The sequence below is a fragment of the Mucilaginibacter sp. P2_A5 genome (assembly GCF_056404995.1).
Genome location: NZ_JBFUCY010000049.1, coordinates 17,956 through 36,687, shown reverse-complemented (window position 1 = coordinate 36,687; position 18,732 = coordinate 17,956). Strand labels below are relative to the sequence as shown.

Annotated in this window: 14 protein-coding genes and 1 pseudogene; 8 read left to right on the top strand and 7 right to left on the bottom strand. The window is 44.1% G+C overall.

Going from position 1 to position 18,732, the window contains the following annotated elements; translation table 11 throughout:
* Together AC1DXF_RS28005 and AC1DXF_RS28000 are read right to left on the bottom strand one after the other, a co-directional pair.
* Positions 1-253: pseudogene (locus AC1DXF_RS28005) on the bottom strand (hypothetical protein); the annotation flags it as partial.
* Between the two features lie 157 nt (positions 254-410).
* Positions 411-1,265 carry a helix-turn-helix transcriptional regulator gene (locus AC1DXF_RS28000; protein ID WP_477451987.1) on the bottom strand — a complete coding sequence of 285 codons (855 nt, stop codon included), beginning with the start codon at positions 1,263-1,265 and terminating at the stop codon, positions 411-413.
* 318 nt (positions 1,266-1,583) lie between these two features.
* Between AC1DXF_RS28000 and AC1DXF_RS27995 the strand changes: the two genes are divergently transcribed.
* The gene (locus AC1DXF_RS27995; RefSeq protein WP_477451986.1) at positions 1,584-2,396 is read left to right on the top strand and encodes a 3-keto-disaccharide hydrolase; all 813 of its coding nucleotides are present in this window, start codon (positions 1,584-1,586) and stop codon (positions 2,394-2,396) included.
* A 101-nt stretch (positions 2,397-2,497) separates the two neighbouring features.
* On the opposite strand, the gene AC1DXF_RS27990 is transcribed toward AC1DXF_RS27995, so the two are convergent.
* Positions 2,498-4,717, bottom strand: coding sequence for a tetratricopeptide repeat-containing sensor histidine kinase (locus AC1DXF_RS27990; protein WP_477451985.1), 2,220 nt, complete (start codon positions 4,715-4,717; stop codon positions 2,498-2,500).
* 257 nt (positions 4,718-4,974) lie between these two features.
* On the opposite strand from AC1DXF_RS27990, the gene AC1DXF_RS27985 reads away from it, so the two are divergent.
* Positions 4,975-5,613 carry a hypothetical protein gene (locus AC1DXF_RS27985; protein WP_477451984.1) on the top strand — a complete coding sequence of 213 codons (639 nt, stop codon included), beginning with the start codon at positions 4,975-4,977 and terminating at the stop codon, positions 5,611-5,613.
* A 118-nt stretch (positions 5,614-5,731) separates the two neighbouring features.
* Here the strand turns inward: AC1DXF_RS27985 and AC1DXF_RS27980 are convergent, their stop codons facing one another.
* Positions 5,732-6,607 (bottom strand): winged helix-turn-helix domain-containing protein, encoded by an 876-nt coding sequence (locus AC1DXF_RS27980; RefSeq protein WP_477451983.1) that lies wholly within the window; start codon positions 6,605-6,607, stop codon positions 5,732-5,734.
* A gap of 131 nt (positions 6,608-6,738) precedes the next feature.
* Between AC1DXF_RS27980 and AC1DXF_RS27975 the strand changes: the two genes are divergently transcribed.
* From AC1DXF_RS27975 to AC1DXF_RS27960, 4 genes are all read left to right on the top strand, one after another.
* Positions 6,739-7,353, top strand: coding sequence for a YceI family protein (locus tag AC1DXF_RS27975; RefSeq protein WP_477451982.1), 615 nt, complete (start codon positions 6,739-6,741; stop codon positions 7,351-7,353).
* A 244-nt stretch (positions 7,354-7,597) separates the two neighbouring features.
* Entirely contained in the window at positions 7,598-11,524 is a 3,927-nt protein-coding gene (locus tag AC1DXF_RS27970) for a response regulator (protein ID WP_477451981.1), read from the top strand.
* Between the two features lie 206 nt (positions 11,525-11,730).
* Positions 11,731-12,606, top strand: a complete 876-nt coding sequence (locus AC1DXF_RS27965) for a diacylglycerol/lipid kinase family protein (RefSeq protein ID WP_477451980.1) — start codon at positions 11,731-11,733, stop codon at positions 12,604-12,606.
* A 14-nt stretch (positions 12,607-12,620) separates the two neighbouring features.
* Complete coding sequence (locus tag AC1DXF_RS27960; RefSeq protein ID WP_477451979.1) at positions 12,621-13,172, top strand: protein-tyrosine phosphatase family protein; 552 nt, start codon at positions 12,621-12,623, stop codon at positions 13,170-13,172.
* 261 nt (positions 13,173-13,433) lie between these two features.
* On the opposite strand, the gene galA is transcribed toward AC1DXF_RS27960, so the two are convergent.
* Both galA and AC1DXF_RS27950 read right to left on the bottom strand, forming a co-directional pair.
* Positions 13,434-16,286 carry a beta-galactosidase GalA gene (gene galA, locus AC1DXF_RS27955; protein ID WP_477451978.1) on the bottom strand — a complete coding sequence of 951 codons (2,853 nt, stop codon included), beginning with the start codon at positions 16,284-16,286 and terminating at the stop codon, positions 13,434-13,436.
* A 203-nt stretch (positions 16,287-16,489) separates the two neighbouring features.
* Positions 16,490-16,774 (bottom strand): DUF6958 family protein, encoded by a 285-nt coding sequence (locus tag AC1DXF_RS27950; RefSeq protein ID WP_477451977.1) that lies wholly within the window; start codon positions 16,772-16,774, stop codon positions 16,490-16,492.
* Between the two features lie 298 nt (positions 16,775-17,072).
* Between AC1DXF_RS27950 and AC1DXF_RS27945 the strand changes: the two genes are divergently transcribed.
* Positions 17,073-17,498 carry a hypothetical protein gene (locus AC1DXF_RS27945; RefSeq protein ID WP_477451976.1) on the top strand — a complete coding sequence of 142 codons (426 nt, stop codon included), beginning with the start codon at positions 17,073-17,075 and terminating at the stop codon, positions 17,496-17,498.
* Between the two features lie 12 nt (positions 17,499-17,510).
* Positions 17,511-18,071 (top strand): globin family protein, encoded by a 561-nt coding sequence (locus AC1DXF_RS27940; RefSeq protein WP_477451975.1) that lies wholly within the window; start codon positions 17,511-17,513, stop codon positions 18,069-18,071.
* Positions 18,072-18,122: 51 nt separating this feature from the next.
* On the opposite strand, the gene AC1DXF_RS27935 is transcribed toward AC1DXF_RS27940, so the two are convergent.
* The gene (locus AC1DXF_RS27935) at positions 18,123-18,479 is read right to left on the bottom strand and encodes a hypothetical protein (protein WP_477451974.1); all 357 of its coding nucleotides are present in this window, start codon (positions 18,477-18,479) and stop codon (positions 18,123-18,125) included.
* Positions 18,480-18,732 lie beyond the last annotated feature (253 nt).

The following is an 18,732-nucleotide window of genomic DNA, read 5'->3' as shown; positions in this document are numbered from 1 at the left end:
CCATAAAGCCTTTGGACTCCAGCTTAACCGTTTCATAACCGGCAGGTGGAATATTCTTTTCTTCCAGGTAAATGTTAAGTCCTGAGCTCAGTTGAGCTACACTGATCAATTCAAAATAATCTAAAAGGCCTTCAGGTAAGATCAGCCGGACAAGGGTTTCGTGGGGTGACTGCAATGCTTTAGTATTCGTTTTTCTGACCGCAAAACAAATACTTTTTTTCTTTTCCCCCAACTTTTTGGACTGATCCAGCATTGCAAGGGCCGCAATTTTGTTGTGAGGCTTTATTTGTTTGTTTTTATAACACCAGTTAAGTCTAAAGTACTAAGTCGTAAGTCTAAAGTTAAATTTTTTCTTTTTGACTTAGAACTTAAGACTTTGGGCTAAAAACTATCCGTCAAATTTATGGATGTCACGACACCAGCTCGTTACGTGCGCTTTTGGGCGAAGCGCCGAATTTTTGCTTGTAAACTTTCGAAAAATGCGAAATGTTTTCGAACCCGCTGCTATAAGCCACCAGCGATACCGGATCGTTCGAGTGTTTTAACTGGTACTCGGCATACTCCAGCCGGCGGTTGAACTGCCATTTTACGGGTGTGGTATTAAAACGATCTGTAAATTCTTTTTTAAACGCGCTTACACTTCTGCCGGTAAGTTTGGCCATATCGGCTATGGAGAGTTGCCTGTTAAAATTAGTTTCCATAAAGTAAGCCAGATCAACCTTTTTATTACTTACCAGGTCCTTCAAAAACGAGGCAAAGGTTTTGGACTGATCGCCTGATAATATCTGCAGCAGCACCTGGTGGGCCGCAAACTTAACAATGCACCTGGAGTAGTTTTGCGGCTGTACAATATGCTGCATAACCTGGGCTACGTTGGCCTTTATAAATTCGGAGGTTTTAAAGGTAAAAGGCGGCAAATCGGCGCACAGTTTTTCCTGTTTAAACTCGGGTACATGGCTTTCCAGGAAATAATCAACAAACTCATTCTCCATAAAAATGAGCAGGCTGGTATAATCATCAGATGGGAACAGCTGGTAATTGCCCCGCCGCCTAAACTGTATATCGCCGGCCGCCAGGTGCTGCACGTAACTGCCATACCTGACATCAATGGTACCCGTTAAAATTACTTCCAGGCAATGCGCAGTTTGCAGGGTATCATCGCACCTGAAGGGGCGCTTTTTATCAATGATGATTCCGTACATATCAGACAATCGTAGCCTGATATGCGCATGATGATCAAGCAGGTCTTTAGGGATTTGTATCATCGTTACACATTAATTTTTACTAAGCTACATTTTGGAATTTATCTTTTTTACTTTTTTGATTAATTGTAACAAAGGAATGATAAAAGCTGATGGGCGCCTGCTGGCACGTTGTATCATTACGGTAATGGTGTAAAAATGATTTAATATCGAACACTGAATATCTAATGTCGAATAATGAACATAAGACTTCGGTGTTGGACATTCAAAATTCATTATTCGATATTATTTGTATATCTCTTTTTGCTTACCTTATTGAATTTAATGCTATTTTGGTACCATTAAACAACCCTGTTCATAAACCACAACACCTACCCTGCCATGAAAAACACACGCTATTTTTTTATATTTTCCTGCTTCCTGGTACTTGGCTGCACCGGGGCAAAAAAACTGGCCAACGCCGGTAACGACGACAAAGGCTGGAAGCAGCTGTTTAACGGAACCGACATTAAAGATTGGTTTGTAAAGATTAACCACCACCTGGTTGGCGAAAACTATGGCAATACGTTTAGGGTTGAAGATGGTATAATCAAGATCAGATATGATCAGTACGGCGATTTCGACAATCAATTTGGTCACTTGTACTACAAAACTCCGTTTTCATACTATCGACTGCGGTTTGAATACCGTTTTGTTGGCAAGCAGCAAAAAGGCGCGCCCGACTATACCCTGCTTAACAGCGGCGTAATGTTTCATTCGCAGGATCCCAGGACCATGCTGAAAGACCAGGATTGGCCAATATCAATAGAAATGCAGTTATTGGGCGGCCTTGGCGACGGAAAACCGAGGCCTACAGGTAATATGTGCTCGCCCGGTACCGATGTTGTTTATAAAGGCCGGGTATCGCCCGATCATTGCATCAATTCTACCTCAAAAACTTACGATGGTGATCAGTGGGTAAAGGGCGAACTAATTGTTCAGGGCAATAAATTAATTACGCATATCATCAACGGCGATACCGTGCTGCAGTACTCCAGGCCCACCATTGGCGGCGGCGTGGCAAATGGCTACGACCCAAAATACAAACAGGATGGGAAATTATTAAGCAGCGGCTTTATCGCCTTACAAAGTGAGGGTCAGCCTGTTGATTTCAGAAATATCGAGATTAAACAGATGCCGGATACAGAACGGTAAGCCCCTCCTAAATCCTCCCCAGTAGGGAGGACTTTAAAATGAATGCAGCTAAGTCTCCCCAACCGGGGGAGATTTAGAGGGGGCTATGTGGGCCACAGTTACTAATCAACCTCGCCAGCTGCCATGGTAGCGGCGGGCTGCAGCGGAATAACAAAACTGAATTTGGTGCCAACGCCTTCTTCACTGGTTACCCAGATGCGGCCGTTGCATTTTTCGATAAGATCTTTACAAAGCAACAAGCCCATGCCTGTGCCCGATTCATTGAGTGTGCCGGTTTTACTATCCACCTGGCTTTTGAAAAGTTTGCTCACCCGCGTGGCCGGCATGCCGATGCCTGTATCGCTTACCGTTACCAGCACATTTTCGCCCTGCTCAATTGCCGATACTTCGATAACATCACCCCCTCCAGAAAACTTGATGGCGTTGGTAATTAAATTCCTGACAACTATCCTTATCGAATTGGGATCGGCCAGGGCCAGCAGTTCTTTATTGCCGCTACCTACCATTGTAATGCCTTTAAACGATGCCTGCTCGGTATGGTTTTTAATTTCTGACTGGATAATATCATCAATCGGAAAACTTTTTCCCGATGCGTTGAAATTCTCGAGCTGGCTATTGATCCAGAATAAAAGCGTATCAAGGAAATCGGATGTGTAATCAAGTTTTCGTATTACAGAGGGAATCATCTCCAGCATTTCCTGGTGGCTGATAGATTCGTCGGACAACAAATCAAACAAGCCGCGCAACGTACTCAGCGGCGACCGCAGGTCATGCGCCAATATAGATATCAGCTTATCTTTTAGTTTATTCAAATCGTTCAGCTTTTCGGCCTGTTCGTCTATATTAACTTTTTGCTCCAAAACCTCATTGTTTTTGAGTTTTAGCTGGGCGTTTATTTTTAACTGCTGTTGCTTTTGCCGGTAATACAGGAAAGCTATTAACAATACAGCGGTTATTATGATAAAAAATATAATGTTTAACAGGTCTTTATCATGGAGTTTTTGCTGATACAGCAAGGCATTTGCCTTTTGCTGCAATAATTGCTGCCGCTGTTTTTCGGCATAGTTATATTGGGTAATGTACAGGGTAAATTTTTGAACGCTTTCATCTTTCCTGAAAGTACGCCTCATTTTGTCGAAATCCTTTTGGGCAACAAATGCTTCCCTATATAATTTTAACCCGCCGAGCGTTTCAATCAATTGAACAGCAGCGTTTGTACGCAGCAAAACGCTCCCAAAACGATCGGCAAGTGTTTTGGCCTGCACCGCGAAACCATATGCTTTTGAGTAATCGTGGTTTACATTATAAAACATGGCCGTATTAATTAAAGCGATAGTTTTATCGTAATCCAGTTTATTATCTGTAGCTACTTTTAAAGCCAGCTGCAAGTAGCCTAAAGCTTTGGGATTTTGCTTTTTTTGAATATAACATACAGCCAAATCACTGTAACATGTACTTATACCGTCTTTATCGTCCTGCTTTTGGTCAATAACCAGGGCATCTGTAATGTATTTAATTGCGTTATCATACTTTCCCTGGGCCATTAATACTTCGCCGATGTTTTGCTTGGCTACGGCAATGCCCCCGTCGGATTTCATTTGTGTCCATACGTTCAGCGCCTCGGTAAAATAGGTTAAAGCCTGCGGATAGATTTCCATACTTTGCAGGATAACACCGATGTTGTTATAATCTGCCGATATTTTCTTTTTGTTATGAAGTTTTGTATCGATATTAAGCGCCTTAAAATAATAGTCAAGCGCTGTAGATGGGTGCCCAAGGTTATCATAATTGTTACCAATGCTTAAATATAAGCGCGATAAGCCGGGCAAATCATTATTAGCAAGTTTAATTGGCAGCGCCTTATTGTAATAAGTTAACGCCTTTTGATAATCGCTCAGCTGGTAATACAAATCGCCGTAAAGCTTATAACAATTGCTGATGCCTATCTGGTTTTTGGCCTGGGTGTAAAGGGCCATACTTTCTTTAATATACTTTGATACGATATCATATTTAGATTGGCTGATGTATACCGTTGTAACAGCCAGCAGCCCATCGGCAATGCCTGTACTGTAGTTTATGCTGCGCGAAATTTGGGTTGCCTTTTGCCCGTAATAAATGGTACTATCGGGATAATACGAGGTATAAACTACAGCCAGTTTATTCAAATCGTTTATAAGAGCAGTATCTTTTACCTGCTTTTTGGCCGCGATAGATTTTAGTAATTCGTTCCGCAGGCTATCAGGCCGGGCATCATAGCGAAAGGCCTGGCACAAATTGCACAAAAAAAGCAGCAAAATACTAAGCCATATTTTGGTATTCATTCAATAAAAAAAAAATAGAATCAGGGTTATATAGCAAAAGCCGTTTCAAATCGTATCATAAACGCAGTTGCCATATTTAGATAACTGCGTGTAAGGTTTTTACGATTAAATAACTTTTAAGTTATAAATATATAATTTAAATTTATTAATAGTTGAAGTTGGCACTATTGGTTGCAGATAAAAAGCTTTTAAAATATCTCTGCTAAAAATTAAATGCCGTTTTCTGTAAAAAAATTAGCTTTTAAAACCGATATCACATGCTTAAAAAACACGTAATCTTATTGGGTATTATTATTTCCCTGCTGTTTTTGATAATAGCTACCCGTTATTATCCCGGCGGTTCTCAATACGATAAAAACGCCATTGGGTACAGCTGGAAAAACAACTACCTGAGTAACCTTTTTAGTCCAAAGGCGGTTAATGGATCGGCCAACGCTTCCAGGTTTTGGGCTGTTCCGGGCATGCTATCTCTTTGCCTTAGCTTCGCTTTGTTTTTTTTCGAATTTTCAAAAAAAATACCGGTAAAAGGTGCGGCTAACATCGTCAGGTATTTTGGGACCAGCGCCATGCTATTTGCTTTTTTGGTGGTGACACCTTATCACGACCAAATGGTTACCATCACCAGTACGCTGGCCCTGGTAAGTATGTTTTACATTACCGTATTTATATTCAGGTCGCAGTTGCTTTTGTTTAAAATTACTTCCATCGTTTGTCTCCTGGCTTTGTACATATGTAATTATGTTTATTATACCCGAAATTACCTGGAATTTTTACCTGTTTTCCAGAAAGTCGCATTGGCCATTACCATTACCTGGATGTTAACCTTACAGTATTTTACAACAAGCGCCGATTTTGACAGGGAGAAAAATGTCGTGGCGGAGAGAGACAACAGGTAACGGAAAAACGCCGCGCTCCTGATGGCGTGGCAAAACAATAGCGTCCCGATACGGCGTAATTTTGCGGTTTTATGCCAAAAAGCACCTCGGAAGAATGAAATGAAGCAGCGATATTTAATTACCCATCAATCTCCAGTTTATACCCCTTGCCGTGGATATTTGTCAGCTGTATTGACAAATCGTTTTCCAGTTTCTTTCTCAGCTTTGATATAAACATATCCAGGCTTCTGCCTACAATTACGCCTTCGTCTTCCCAAATTTCTTTTTGGAGCCGGCCCCTTTCAATAATTACATTGGGCGACCGGGCGAAGATCAGCAGCAGCTTATTTTCCTTTACGGTGAGTGCGGTTGTAACTCCGGCAGCTATAATTTGTCGCTTACCGGGCTCAAAAATGGTATTGCCAAGTTTAAAACTATCAACATCAGCACCGGCAGAAGTTGCAGTAATTTTATTTTTCCGGGTTTTAACCGATTGTGAAACCATCAGCCCAATAAAGGCCAGCAAAGGCAAACCACCAAATAAATAACCTTTTTGCGCGGCTGTTACTCCCCCTCCTTCAAATTTCAGGTTGATAAGGTAACAGCTTTTGGGTTGCCTGCGGCCAGCGCAGGCAACTATGTTATCCTGCTTGTTACCCGCTATCATATAGCCGAAGACCACGTCCTTTCCCTCGCATTTTAATACGTTAACGATATAGCTACGCGCCAGCTTATCTTTGGCCAGCGAGCGGCTTATTATTTTAACAAGCGAACCAGGCTCAAAAGCAAACTCATTTTCAAACCTTATCTGGTACTCATTTTCAGCTATTTTTTTAATAGGCAGCACCCGCGACGTGCTGTCGCCCGATTGCAAAAGTACCTCATGCCCTATCTTGCGGAGCATTACCTGCTGCATGGCCAAATCAAAATCGTTATTACCGGTTAAACTAAAAGCCGCGCAAATGGCGGTTGTAAATAGTAGTACCGTAAGCCCCAAAAGATACCTGGTTTTCATATTCAAGCTTGTTTTATAACCGACCATATCTATCACGGTTGAATTTACAAAGTTTACACTTTTATTTACAATGTTTATAATCACAAAATTACGGCGCATAAATAGGTTTGCAGCATCAAATTTATAATGCTATGATCAATAAACCCGCAATTATCCTGTTCCTGACCACGTTTCACCTTGCCGCTTATGCGCAGCAAACTTACCGACTGGACGCTAAGAAAAGTAAAATTTTATGGAATACCCGTAACACCTTGGGCGGCCACAATGGCTACCTGCTTTTTAATACCGGTAATCTCAATTATTCGGCCATGGGCGAACCAACGGACGGCTCCTTTAGTATGGACATGAATAGCATACGCAGTACCGACCACGCAGTTGCAGCCGAAAACCAAAAGACCGATAAAGAATTAAGAAAACCGGGATTTTTTGATATAGAAAAACACCCCGGCGCTATCATGAACGTGAAGCAAATTAACGCTACCGGTAAGGCCGGCATTTATAAAGTATCCGGCGACCTCACCATAAAAGGTATTACCAACCCAATTGATTTTGAGGCGGCTATCAGAAAAAAGGGGAATACTGTTATCGCAAAAGCCGACCTGGAAATACACCGGCTAAAATGGAATATCGACCTGCAACCCGAACCCAAAACATGGGATTTTTTCTCGGCCGTTAAAGATAAAATGATTGCCGACGAAATTGTGATTTCATTAAACCTGGTATTTAATAACTCCGCCGGTAAATAAAAATATATCCGGTTCGGCAGGCTTTCTTCTGTAATCACAGCTTTTGCTGACAACGGCCCCAGGGTTGATGGGTGGCAATGGGGGTATTATTAAATAAAGAACTATCAAAAAACCACTGCAAGTTTCCTTTATTTAGATAGCCCACAGCCTGTTTGGCTTCAAATTTTAACAAATGACCTACAGCTAAATTTAGTATTTTTGTTATAGATTTATTGGACAAAAACTACTAAACTTGATAACCGGCATGCCGAATCCCGAACTTAAAAAAGACCAATTGAACGGCCAGGCTCAGGATCAGCTGTTACGTTCTTTTAGCGAACCGGGATTTGAATCTATCACCCGCCTGGCTTCCCTCATGTGCGGAACTCCGATAGCGCTGGTTTCCCTGCTCGACGAAAATAACGATTGGACACATGCCAAAACATTACCCGGATCAGCTGAGGGCCTGGGTTACTCGGTCTTTTGCGAGCATACCCTAAAAGAGCATACACTATTTGAGGTTCGGGATACCCAACAGGATGAACGTTTTAAACCAAACGCCCTGGCGGTTGGCAAATTCCCGGTCAGGTTTTTCGCAGGCCTGCCTTTGATCAGTCCTGACGGTACTACCCTGGGCGTATTAAGTTTGTTGGGATACGAACCGAAACAGCTGTCGGAGGTACAACAGGAGTCATTACGCCTGTTGGCCCAGGAAGCAACCATCTTAGTAACAGAACGCAGGCAAAAACAGGAACTGCAAAGTTTTGAAAAGCTGTTTAATTTATCGGCCGACCTGATTTGCATAGCCGGGGCTGATGGATACTTTAAAAGGATTAACCCCGCTTTTGAATCAACTTTTGGCTGGGATGATGCCTACATTTTAGCTACCCCCTACCTGGAATTGATCCACCCCGACGATCTGAAAGCCGCAGAAGAGGATGTGACCGGGATGATATCGGATAAAAAAGTACGACAGGTAGCCTACCGTACCAGGACTAAATCCGGAATATACAAAACCATCCGCTGGGAAACCACGCCCGACCCCAATACAGGCAACCTGTTTTGTATAGGACGCGATATAACCGACGAAGAATTAAAGGAACAGCAACTGGCCATCAGTGAGGAAAGGCTGCGCGTTTTTTTTGAAAACTCGCAGGGGCTGATGTGCACCCATGATCTCGACGGTAATTTCCTGTCGGTCAATATGGCTGGTGCCGGGCTTTTGGGCTATACGCTTGCCGAAATTTTGACTTTAAGTTTGTTTGATATCGTACCCCCCAACCGTCATCCCCAGTTAACCGGGTACTTAAAAGAGATAAGGGATAAAGGAAGTGCCAGGGGCCAGATGGTGACCCGCCATAAAGACGGAAGCCCCAGGATCTGGATGTTCAACAACATACTGGAACGGCAGGAAAACCAGACTTATGTAATAGGCAATGCCATTGATATTACCGAAAAACATTTCCTGGAGAGAAACCTGGAACGCACCCGGCAAATGTTGGAGGAAACCGGAAAGGTAGCCCGCATTGGCGGCTGGGAATACAACTTGCAGCGGCAAAAAATTGAATGGACGGCAGTAACCAAACTGATATATGGCGTGCCCGCGGAGTATGAGCCAGATTTGAACGGCATCATTAACTTTTATAAAGCCGGCGAAAGCCGGGATAAAATTTCGGCCGCGGCCAGGCTGGCCATGACTGAAGGCCCTCCGTGGGACCTGGAATTACAAATTGTAACCCTGGGCGGTGACGAACTTTGGGTAAGAAGTTTGGGCCAGGCCGAATTTGCAAACGGTGTTTGCCTGCGGTTGTTTGGCACCATCCAGGACATTGAACGGCAAAAAAAGGCCGAATCTGAATTGCTGAATGAAAAAGCCATCCTATCCGCTTTTGTACAGCATTCGCCTTCGCCTATTGCCATGACCGATACAGACATGAGATTTATCGCTGTAAGCAGGCAATATTTGCAGGATTATGCCTTAGGCGACAGAAATATTATAGGTTTAACGCCTTATGAAGTATTCGGCCCGCCAAGCGAAACAAACCGGGCAACACATCAACGGGTTTTAAACGGCGAAGTGATAAGACGGGAGGAAGTAAGGATTAAACTTCCGGGCATGCAGGAAGAACAATACCTGAACATTGAAATGCGGCCCTGGTACCGGTTTGACGGGGCGATAGGCGGTATCATGACCTCCTCGGAGATGATTACCTCTATCGTAAAACAAAGAGATGAACTGATAGAAGCCAAACAACTGGCAGACCAGGCCAGCATTGCCAAATCGGAATTCCTGGCCAATATGAGCCACGAGATCAGGACGCCACTTAACGGTGTAGTTGGCTTTACAGACCTGGTTTTAAAAACAGAGTTGAACGAAACCCAGCACCAGTACCTTTCCATAGTCAACCAATCGGCCAATGCCTTGTTGAGTATTATTAATGATATCCTGGATTTTTCCAAAATCGAAGCCGGGAAGCTGGAGCTTGACATCGAGAAATGCGACCTGTACGATATCGGTTCGCAGGCAACGGATATCATTACCTACCAGGTTCAGAAAAAAGGGCTGGAAATGCTCCTGAACATATCCTATAACCTGCCCAGGTTTATTTGGGTAGATTCGGTGCGGCTAAAACAAATCCTGATTAACCTGCTAAGCAACGCCGCGAAGTTTACCGCAACAGGCGAGATTGAGTTAAAGATAGAGGAAGTAGCAGCATCGTCACCGGTACCCGGCACTACGTTCCGCTTTAGTGTAAGGGATACCGGTATCGGTATAAAACCCGAAAAACAGGGCAAAATATTTGAAGCGTTTTCACAGGAAGATGGGTCGACCACCAAAAAATATGGCGGCACAGGCCTGGGCCTTACTATTTCTAATAAACTCCTGGGTTTAATGAACAGCAAACTGCAGCTGGAAAGTTCTCCGGGTGAAGGCAGCACCTTTTATTTTGATATCCATGTACAAACCGAACAGGGCGAGCCCGTTAGCTGGGAAAACATCGGCCTGATTAAAAAAGTGCTTGTTGTTGACGACAACGACAACAACCGGTTAATCATCAAACAAATGCTGTTGTTGCGGCAAATTTTAACTACAGAGGCAAAAAATGGCTTCGAAGCCTTACAACTGCTGGCCGCTGGCGAATGTTATGATGTAATTGTGATGGATTACCACATGCCCTATATGGACGGGCTGGAAACGATCAAAAAAATCCGTGAAAGCTTTAGCGATTCGCCAACCGGCCAGCCCATTATTTTATTACACAGTTCATCTGATGATGAAAAGGTAATTAAATCATGTGAAGAATTAAAGGTAAACTACCGGATGGTGAAACCCATCAAAACCGAGGATATATATAATGCCTTATCCCGTTTACATCAAAAAACAATTACCGAAGTGCAGCCCAATGAACCCGCGGCCGTTGCCGAAGTACCTGGCGACATTACCGTGCTGATTGCCGAGGATAACGCGGTGAATATGTTACTGGCCAAAACGATCATCCGGCGGATTGCCCCAAATGCTTCGATCCGGGAGGCGGGTAATGGCCAGGAGGCGCTTGCCAGTTGCCGGTTAAACTGGCCCGACCTTATTTTCATGGACATCCAGATGCCGGAGATGAATGGTTATGAAGCTACCCGGCAAATCCGCGCGATACAGGCAGACCGGCAAATTCCAATTATTGCCTTAACGGCCGGCAATGTGAAAAGCGAAAGGGAAAAATGCCTGGAAGCAGGGATGGATGATTTTGTTGTTAAGCCGGTAGTTGAAGAAACCATTATTGCTGTTTTCCATAAATGGCTGCATTTTTTTGATTCTCCGGCGGCATCCGTGCCGGGCTCAGATTTTCCGGTTGACCTGCCGCTGCACTTTGATATACAACATGTAAGGAGTTATTTTGGAGACGACGAAGAAATTTTAAAGGAATTGCTTAGCCTGACTAAAATAGAATTAACAGACTCACTTTCCCTGTTGCAAGGAAATTTGAAGCCGGCAGATTTGAAGAAATTAAATTTACATGGCCACAAGCTTTACGGTACCGCAGTAACCGCCGGTTTAAACCACCTGGCGAAGCTGGCCCGGGAACTGGAACATACGCCGGCTTTTGTAAAGGAAGAGATGCAAACACTCCTAAACGGAATAATGGCTGAGATTAAACTGGTTATAGGTTTACTGGAAAAGGAAATCATTAACTGAACAGGGACAAGTTGAAAGTAATTGGCCGGAGTTGCACACCTGGCTGCCAACACTTATGTTCCGGTTGCGGTTTTATCAGGTGAGTGAGATGACAAAACTTAAGTCTGAGTTGTTCAGCATGTAAACCTGTGCAAAAAGGCTTTACTATGGCCTCAATTAAATCAAACTATTAAACTCCTTCCGTGTTGAAAAGCTGAATACAGCACATGAAATTTAAACACATCCATTTTATAATCAACCCGGCATCGGGCAAGGAAGAGCCCATCCTGGCCTACATTAACAGGGCTTTTGACCGTAGTAATACCAAATGGGATGTATTTGTTACCCAACGCGACAAAGGCCCCGGCGATATCGCAAAAAAACTCATCGGCAAAACTGATTTGGTTGTAGTGTACGGCGGCGATGGATGTGTAACAGATACCGCAGCTGCTTTACACCTAAGTAATACGCCAATGGCTATTATTCCGGGCGGCACCGCCAATGTTATGGCCAAAGAGCTGGCTATCCCGTTAGATACCATAGCTGCGCTTGAGCTATTGAAAAGCAAGCACCGCTTAAAAGCCATTGACATGGGGCTGGTTAACGGGCATCCTTTTTTATTACGGGTTAACCTGGGCATTATGGCCGATATGATTTTACAGGCTGGCCGCAAACTAAAGGACAATATAGGCCAGCTGGCCTATGGCGTTACGGCCATTAAAACTATAGTAAATGCCGCTCCTGTAAAGTACAAACTGGAAATAGATGGTACGATGATAGAAGAAACTGCCGTTTCACTCACGATAACCAATTCGGGCAATATTGGTATAGCCGGGTTAGATATGCTGCCGGGCATCAGCATAACTGATGGCTTGCTTGACGTAATACTAATGAGAGACAACAATTTAAGTTCGGTATTAAAGGTTGCAGGCAGTACATTGCTGCAAAACAACACCGAAGCGTTAAAACACTGGCGGTGCAAAAATATAGTTGTATATATGGATGCCAAACGGGCTTTTATCCGTGATGACTGCGAACAGAAAGCAAAAAAATTAACCATTAATGTTTTACCGGCAGCTATCAATATATTAGTGCCACGTTAAACCAGCAAAACAATATGCTCGCAAAAATTAAAAGTATTTTAAAGGTGGTTTACCTATCGTGCCAAATGGCGTATGATAATGCCTACCGCATATTAACAGGGCTGCCGCAGCTTAAGCGCTGCCAGATAACGGCCAACCTGTATTTGGGCAGTCAATATAATTTGGTGGGCTTACGCAAGTTAAAGGCTTTAGGGGTTACAGCAATTATAAACATGCGGATGCACTCCATTTATAGCGGGGCACAATACAAAGGCTTTCATTACCTGCATTTACCCACACCCGATAATACCCCACCGCCACTGGATGTGCTAAAAGAAGGCGCCAACTTTGCCGATGCAGCCATAAAAAGCGGCGGCAAAGTATACATTCATTGCCGCCAGGGCCTTGGCCGCGGGCCAACCATGACCATTGCCTATTTACTTAAAACCGGCTTAACTTTTGATGACGCGATAGCGATGGTAAAAAAAGTGCGCACTTTTATTAACCCACGCAAAAGCCAGGTTGAGGTGCTGAAACAACTGGAACAATTTTACCAGGACCACCCTTCGGAACAAAGTATTATTTAGATACCACAGCCCGTGAGACCCGTTATTGCGAGTGAGCATCAGGTAAAACCAGAAAAAAATGGGGATGACGTGTTGGTTCCAGAGCATCAAAACAACTATGTCATTGCGAGCGATAGCGTGGCAATCGCGGACTGTGCAGGTCCGCCATACATAGTTCGCGATTGCTTCGTTCCTCGCAATGACATAAATTACATTTAAAAATAACGCTAACAATCAGATACTTACAAACAAACCCTCAGAACTCAAGACTCAAAACTATCTTTACTTATTAGCATTAATAACGATTTTCTTTTCCTTTAATCCGGCCGACGTTGCTGTTAAAGTGATTGGCCCTGTATGGCTTCCGTCCGATTGGATAATAACCTGGGCCAGGCCATTAAACAGCTTTCTTTTCCAGGTAGCGGCAGGGGCCTTAAACTGGATCACTCCCGGGTCCTGGTTTGGGTTATCCCAGGCGTTTTTCTTTTTAATGGGCAGGGCAACAATCACAATACTGTTTTTACCCGGTTTTAAAAATGCCTTGCTGATGCTAAACGCATCCTGGTCTTTATGATAATCAACGTTGGCAGCCAACAAATGGCCATTAAAATATACCGACTGCTTACGGCCAATGCTCTTATAAAAAAATGTGAGCGGAAAACGCGTCATCTCATCGGTTAGCTTAACGCTTCCGCGATAAACCCAGGCTTTTACGCTGGTATCGCTAATATTGGTAAATGCCTTTTTCCAGCCGCTATCGTCAAAGGTTTCGGTTGTTTCACTTTTGCCGGTTGTGTCGGGTACCGGCAACTCTTTCAAGGCTTCGATGGGCATATTTACTATCGTTTCCAGGTACTTATCGGGCTCAAGCGAGGTCGGGTTGCCGTTGCCTACCCCTATAATTCTGCCGGGGCCTTCAATTTTAAAACTTATTTCATTATTGGCATCGGGTACCGCTAATCCCTTTTTATCAAGCAAGCTAACCTTTATTACGGCTACATCCTGCGCATCGGCTTTCAGGGTATTTTTATGGGCTTCAAGGCCGATGGCTTGCGGGGAGCCGGTAGTTTGTACGGTTTCGGTTAATACCTGTTTGCCGCCGGTATAGCCAATTGCCTTTAATGTTCCGGGGCTGTATGGAACCGTCCATTCCAGGTGCCCTTTTTTGGCCATGGCTTTTTTGCCCTGGGTTTTGCCATTTAAAAACAGTTCCACTTCATCGCAGTTGCTGTAGGCCCAAACATTTATGGGTTGGTTTTCTTTGCCTTTCCAGTTCCAGTGCGGCAACATGTGCAACACCGGCTTATTGCCCCACCAGGCCTGTAGGTACCAGGCATCATCTTTGGGAAAACCGCACTGATCGAGCATCCCAAAGTATGATCCTATTGATGGCCATCCGTAAGGCGTAGGTTCGCCCCTGTAATCAAAGCCAGTCCAGATGAACATACCTGCTAAAAACGGCCGTTTGGCATAGTATTGCCAGCCCTCCTCAATGCTATAGGCATTGGGCCTTGGCTTGGCATCGTAAGCAGATTTGTAATGGAGCGAATCGTTAGTAAAGTAAACTCCACGGGTAGCAAAAGTCGATCCTTCCTCGGTGCCCCAGCCTTTTTGCTGCGGGAATTTCTGGTGCTGCGCGTCCGGGTTTTCCTGTGCTATATAGTTAAAGCCAATTAAGTCCATCACGCCCGACAAACCCTTTCCCCAACCACCGCTAAACGCCGCCGTAACCGCGCGGGTGGTATCCAGGCTTTTTACAAATGCCTGCATGGTGGTAGCAATACGCGCGCCAATCTCCGAATTTTCAATCCCCCACTCCTCGTTACCTACCGACCAGCTGATCACGCTTGGGTGGTTGCGGTCGCGGTCGATCATTTTTTTCAGGTTACCCAGGTGGTAATCATCTATGCCCATCAGGCGGTTTTCGTCAATCACCAGCATACCCAAACTATCGCAGGCGTCCAGCAATTCGGGTGCGGGCGGGTTGTGCGAACAGCGGTACGCATTATTGCCTATTTCCTTTAAACGGGCTATTCTAAAATATTGCAATTCGTCGGGTATAGCTGTGCCGACACCCGCGTGTTCCTGGTGGTTATTGGTGCCTTTTATTTCCAGTCGTTTACCGTTTAAGTAAAACCCGGTGTTAGCATCAAATCGCAGGGTACGTATGCCAAAGCGCGTTACATATTCGTCAACAGGCACATTATTTTCCAGGATAGTAGTAACCAACCGATGCAGGTACGGCGTATCAACCGACCATAATTTAGGGTGCGCTATTTCCAATTGGCTGCTATACCCGCCAGTTTTAAAAGGTTGCAGGGTATGACCATCAGTTTGTTTGGTAGCCAGCAAACGGCCTTGGCGATCATAAATCTTTTGTACAATGGCAAAATTATTGGCCCCGGTATCGTAATTGCTTACATCGGTTTTAACAGTCAATTGCGCCTTGCCATTCGCAACAGCGCTGCTCACAAATGTACCGTTGGCAGCAATATGCAGCGGCGACGTTTTATTGAGCCACACATGCCTGTAAATACCCGCACCTTCATAAAACCAACCCTCTTCCATGGTGGCGTCTACCCTTACAGCAATGGTATTATCGCCGCCGTAGTTTAAAAGCTGGGTAATATCATATTCAAAGCCATTGTAGCCGCTTAGCTCGGTACCCAGGTAATGGCCGTTTACCCAAACGGTGGAGTTGCGGAAAACACCATCAAAGGCAATGGTAATATGCCGGCCGTAATCCTGCTGAAGTATGGTAAACTTTTTGCGGTACCAACCCACACTGCGCTCAGGAAAGTTTCGGCCCAGGGCTTTGAAGCCATGGCTATAGCTACCCTTTTCGCTAAAACCGAGTTCGGCCGCCCAATCATGCGGCAAATCAAGTTTGCGCCAGGGCCTGTCGTCAAAATCAGCGGCTGCTGCACCATCGCCGTAGCCGGCCTTGGCGAAATAAGAAAAATAGCCGGTGCCGTTGTTAAAATCCTTAGCGGCATCAAACGGATGGCCATAGGCAAACCGCCAGCCGGTATCAATACAAATATGCGCCCTTGATTTTTGCCCGCTGCCAGCGATTTGTGCTGATACGATTAAAGGGCAAACAGATAGCAACAACAAAAGGCGCAACATTTTCATATATATTGGATAAGTACTAATTTTTGAATCGGGGTTTATAATATGCATCTAAAATAAATGTTAAAAACACAGCTATCTAAAAAAACATCTCCCGATGAAAATATTTGAACACATTTTGATAAAATAGTATCGATATAGGGAAGCTAAAAGCAAAATGCGTAAAGCATAAAGCTAACGCATTAATTTGCAACGTGGTGCCGGGTTTAAGGTTTATGAATACTATAAACCGGTAGCTTGGCCGTATTTCGTTTTATTATTTCGCGTGCTTCAAGGTCAAGCTTCACGGTTTCGCCGTACCAGTGGGCGTTGCCGGCGAAGTTGGCATGCACCTTATCATGCAGCGCCTGCATTAGCTGGGTATGGGTTAGGCTTTGCTCCTGCAAAATTTGCAGGATGGCCGCTTTAATTATTTCATACTTTTCGGCCGAAATAATTTTGTTCTGTTTATTGGGATCGGGATGCAGGGTTTGAATTTTGGCTTCTTTCATTACAACTGGTCAAATTTGGCTGCCTTATTTGCACTCATGTTTCACAACCTACAATAGTTAAAGTTAAAAATTAATTTGCAGGCCGACGTATTTTCCGGCGTAAAAACATACAGCTACAATTCCCTGCCGGGGCTGCTTTCCTAAACATCTTTTTACCCCTATCCCGCTTACTCCTATTTGAAGTAGATTATTTATCACTATCTAAAACCGGCAAAACCAAAGCTTCGTAAATCATAGTAGAAATGTAAAATTTTGCTAAAACCCATAATCAAATATCAAAAATCAAAAGCCTATCCTCATGAAAAAAAGTACAGTAAAAAAAATTATCATTTATGGTTTATCAACCTTCGTGTTCCTGCTTTTTGTGCTGGCCATCCACATTTATTTTGTTTACCGGCCGGCACCCGATGCATTTACCAAAGTAATGGCCCGCATTGATATTAAACAGTCCATAACACCCAAGGATGCCAATAACATTGCCGGCTGGATGTACAAGCAAAAAGGAATTGACCATGTAATGGTCAACCCCGAATCGAACACGGTTATTTTTACTTTTTTCCCGGTTAAAACCAACGGCACGCAGGTAGTTGATAACCTTAAAAAAGCACTTAACCTAAAAGCCGACCGCTACATGCCCGATGCCCAAAGCTTAAAAAGCGGCTGCCCGGTAGCCAAATCATCATACACCTATAAAATTTACAAGCTAATAATCCAGGTAATCTAATCTTTAAAAAACATGAAAAAACTACTAAACACATCCACGTTAATCGCGCTATCCGTTAGCGCAATGTTCGCGCTGCAGGCCTGTAGCAGCAATTCGTCGGTAACACCGGTAAAGGCTACTTTATATGACTCGTTAGGCGGATCGGTAATGGTGTCTGATCCGGCAAAACCAGGTACTACCATCGAAAAAGGGCGCTTAGGCATCCGCTCGGTTATTGATAGCACCATATTTGTTATTGCCGGCGATAGCAGGATAAACGGCCATTTTACCGTGCTGCTATCCGAAGTGACCACAGGCAACCTATCGGGCTTTACCGAGTTGAGCGGTAACCTGACTACTTTTGTAGCCGTTGCCACAGGCGCAAAAAACTTCGCTTACACAGGCGACAACATGGTTGATGCCCACGACCCGGCAAAAAATCCGCGCATGAATGGCAAAGCCTCCGCTGCCGATTTCGACGCCTTTGTTGACGATGTTGTTAAAGGCGCCAATAAAAATAAACTGCCATCAAACTTAATAGGCTCACTGGGTAAAATTATCGTAAGCCTGAAAGCGCAGATAGTACAAAAATAATTTTTTAGATAAGAGGGGGGCGAAGGTCCGCGGGGTAACTTGCGGGCCTTTTTAGTTAACTCTCTTCAGCGCAGCTGCCAAATGCTGTCCCTGGTAAACCAGGTGAAGCGCAATGCTATCGGCATATAGCTTGCCGGTATGCGGGGCGTTGCCGTTGGGTACAGGCACATTAAACGAAAAATCGTCGCCGTTTATCATGCCGTCGGTAATATTTACCTCTCCGGCCGGGGTAAGGGCGGTGCCTGTCAGCTTGCCGCTGTCCACTTTAAAATTGTAACCAAGCTGAAAAGGCTTGTTCCCAGGCAATGTAACCGGCCCTGCCCATTTGCCTGTAAGACTGTTTATAGCAGCAAAACAAACGCTAAATATCAGCACAAATACAATGGTTATGGGAGCTATTTTTTTCATCGGGAGAAATTTTGTTAACTGGTATACAAATTGGGCGGCAATTAGTTTTGTTTTTTTATTGGGGTTGGGTTGTAACGCTATTTTTCTGAACTCGGATTAACCAGATTTATCAGATTTTTTGGATTTGACATGCATGAATTGATAAAGACATTTTACTAATCCAAGATGACCGCACGCAAATCAAATCCAAATCATCCAAAAAATCTGCTTAATCCGAGTTCAGACAATTGCGTTAGTGACAAAAGTGGATACC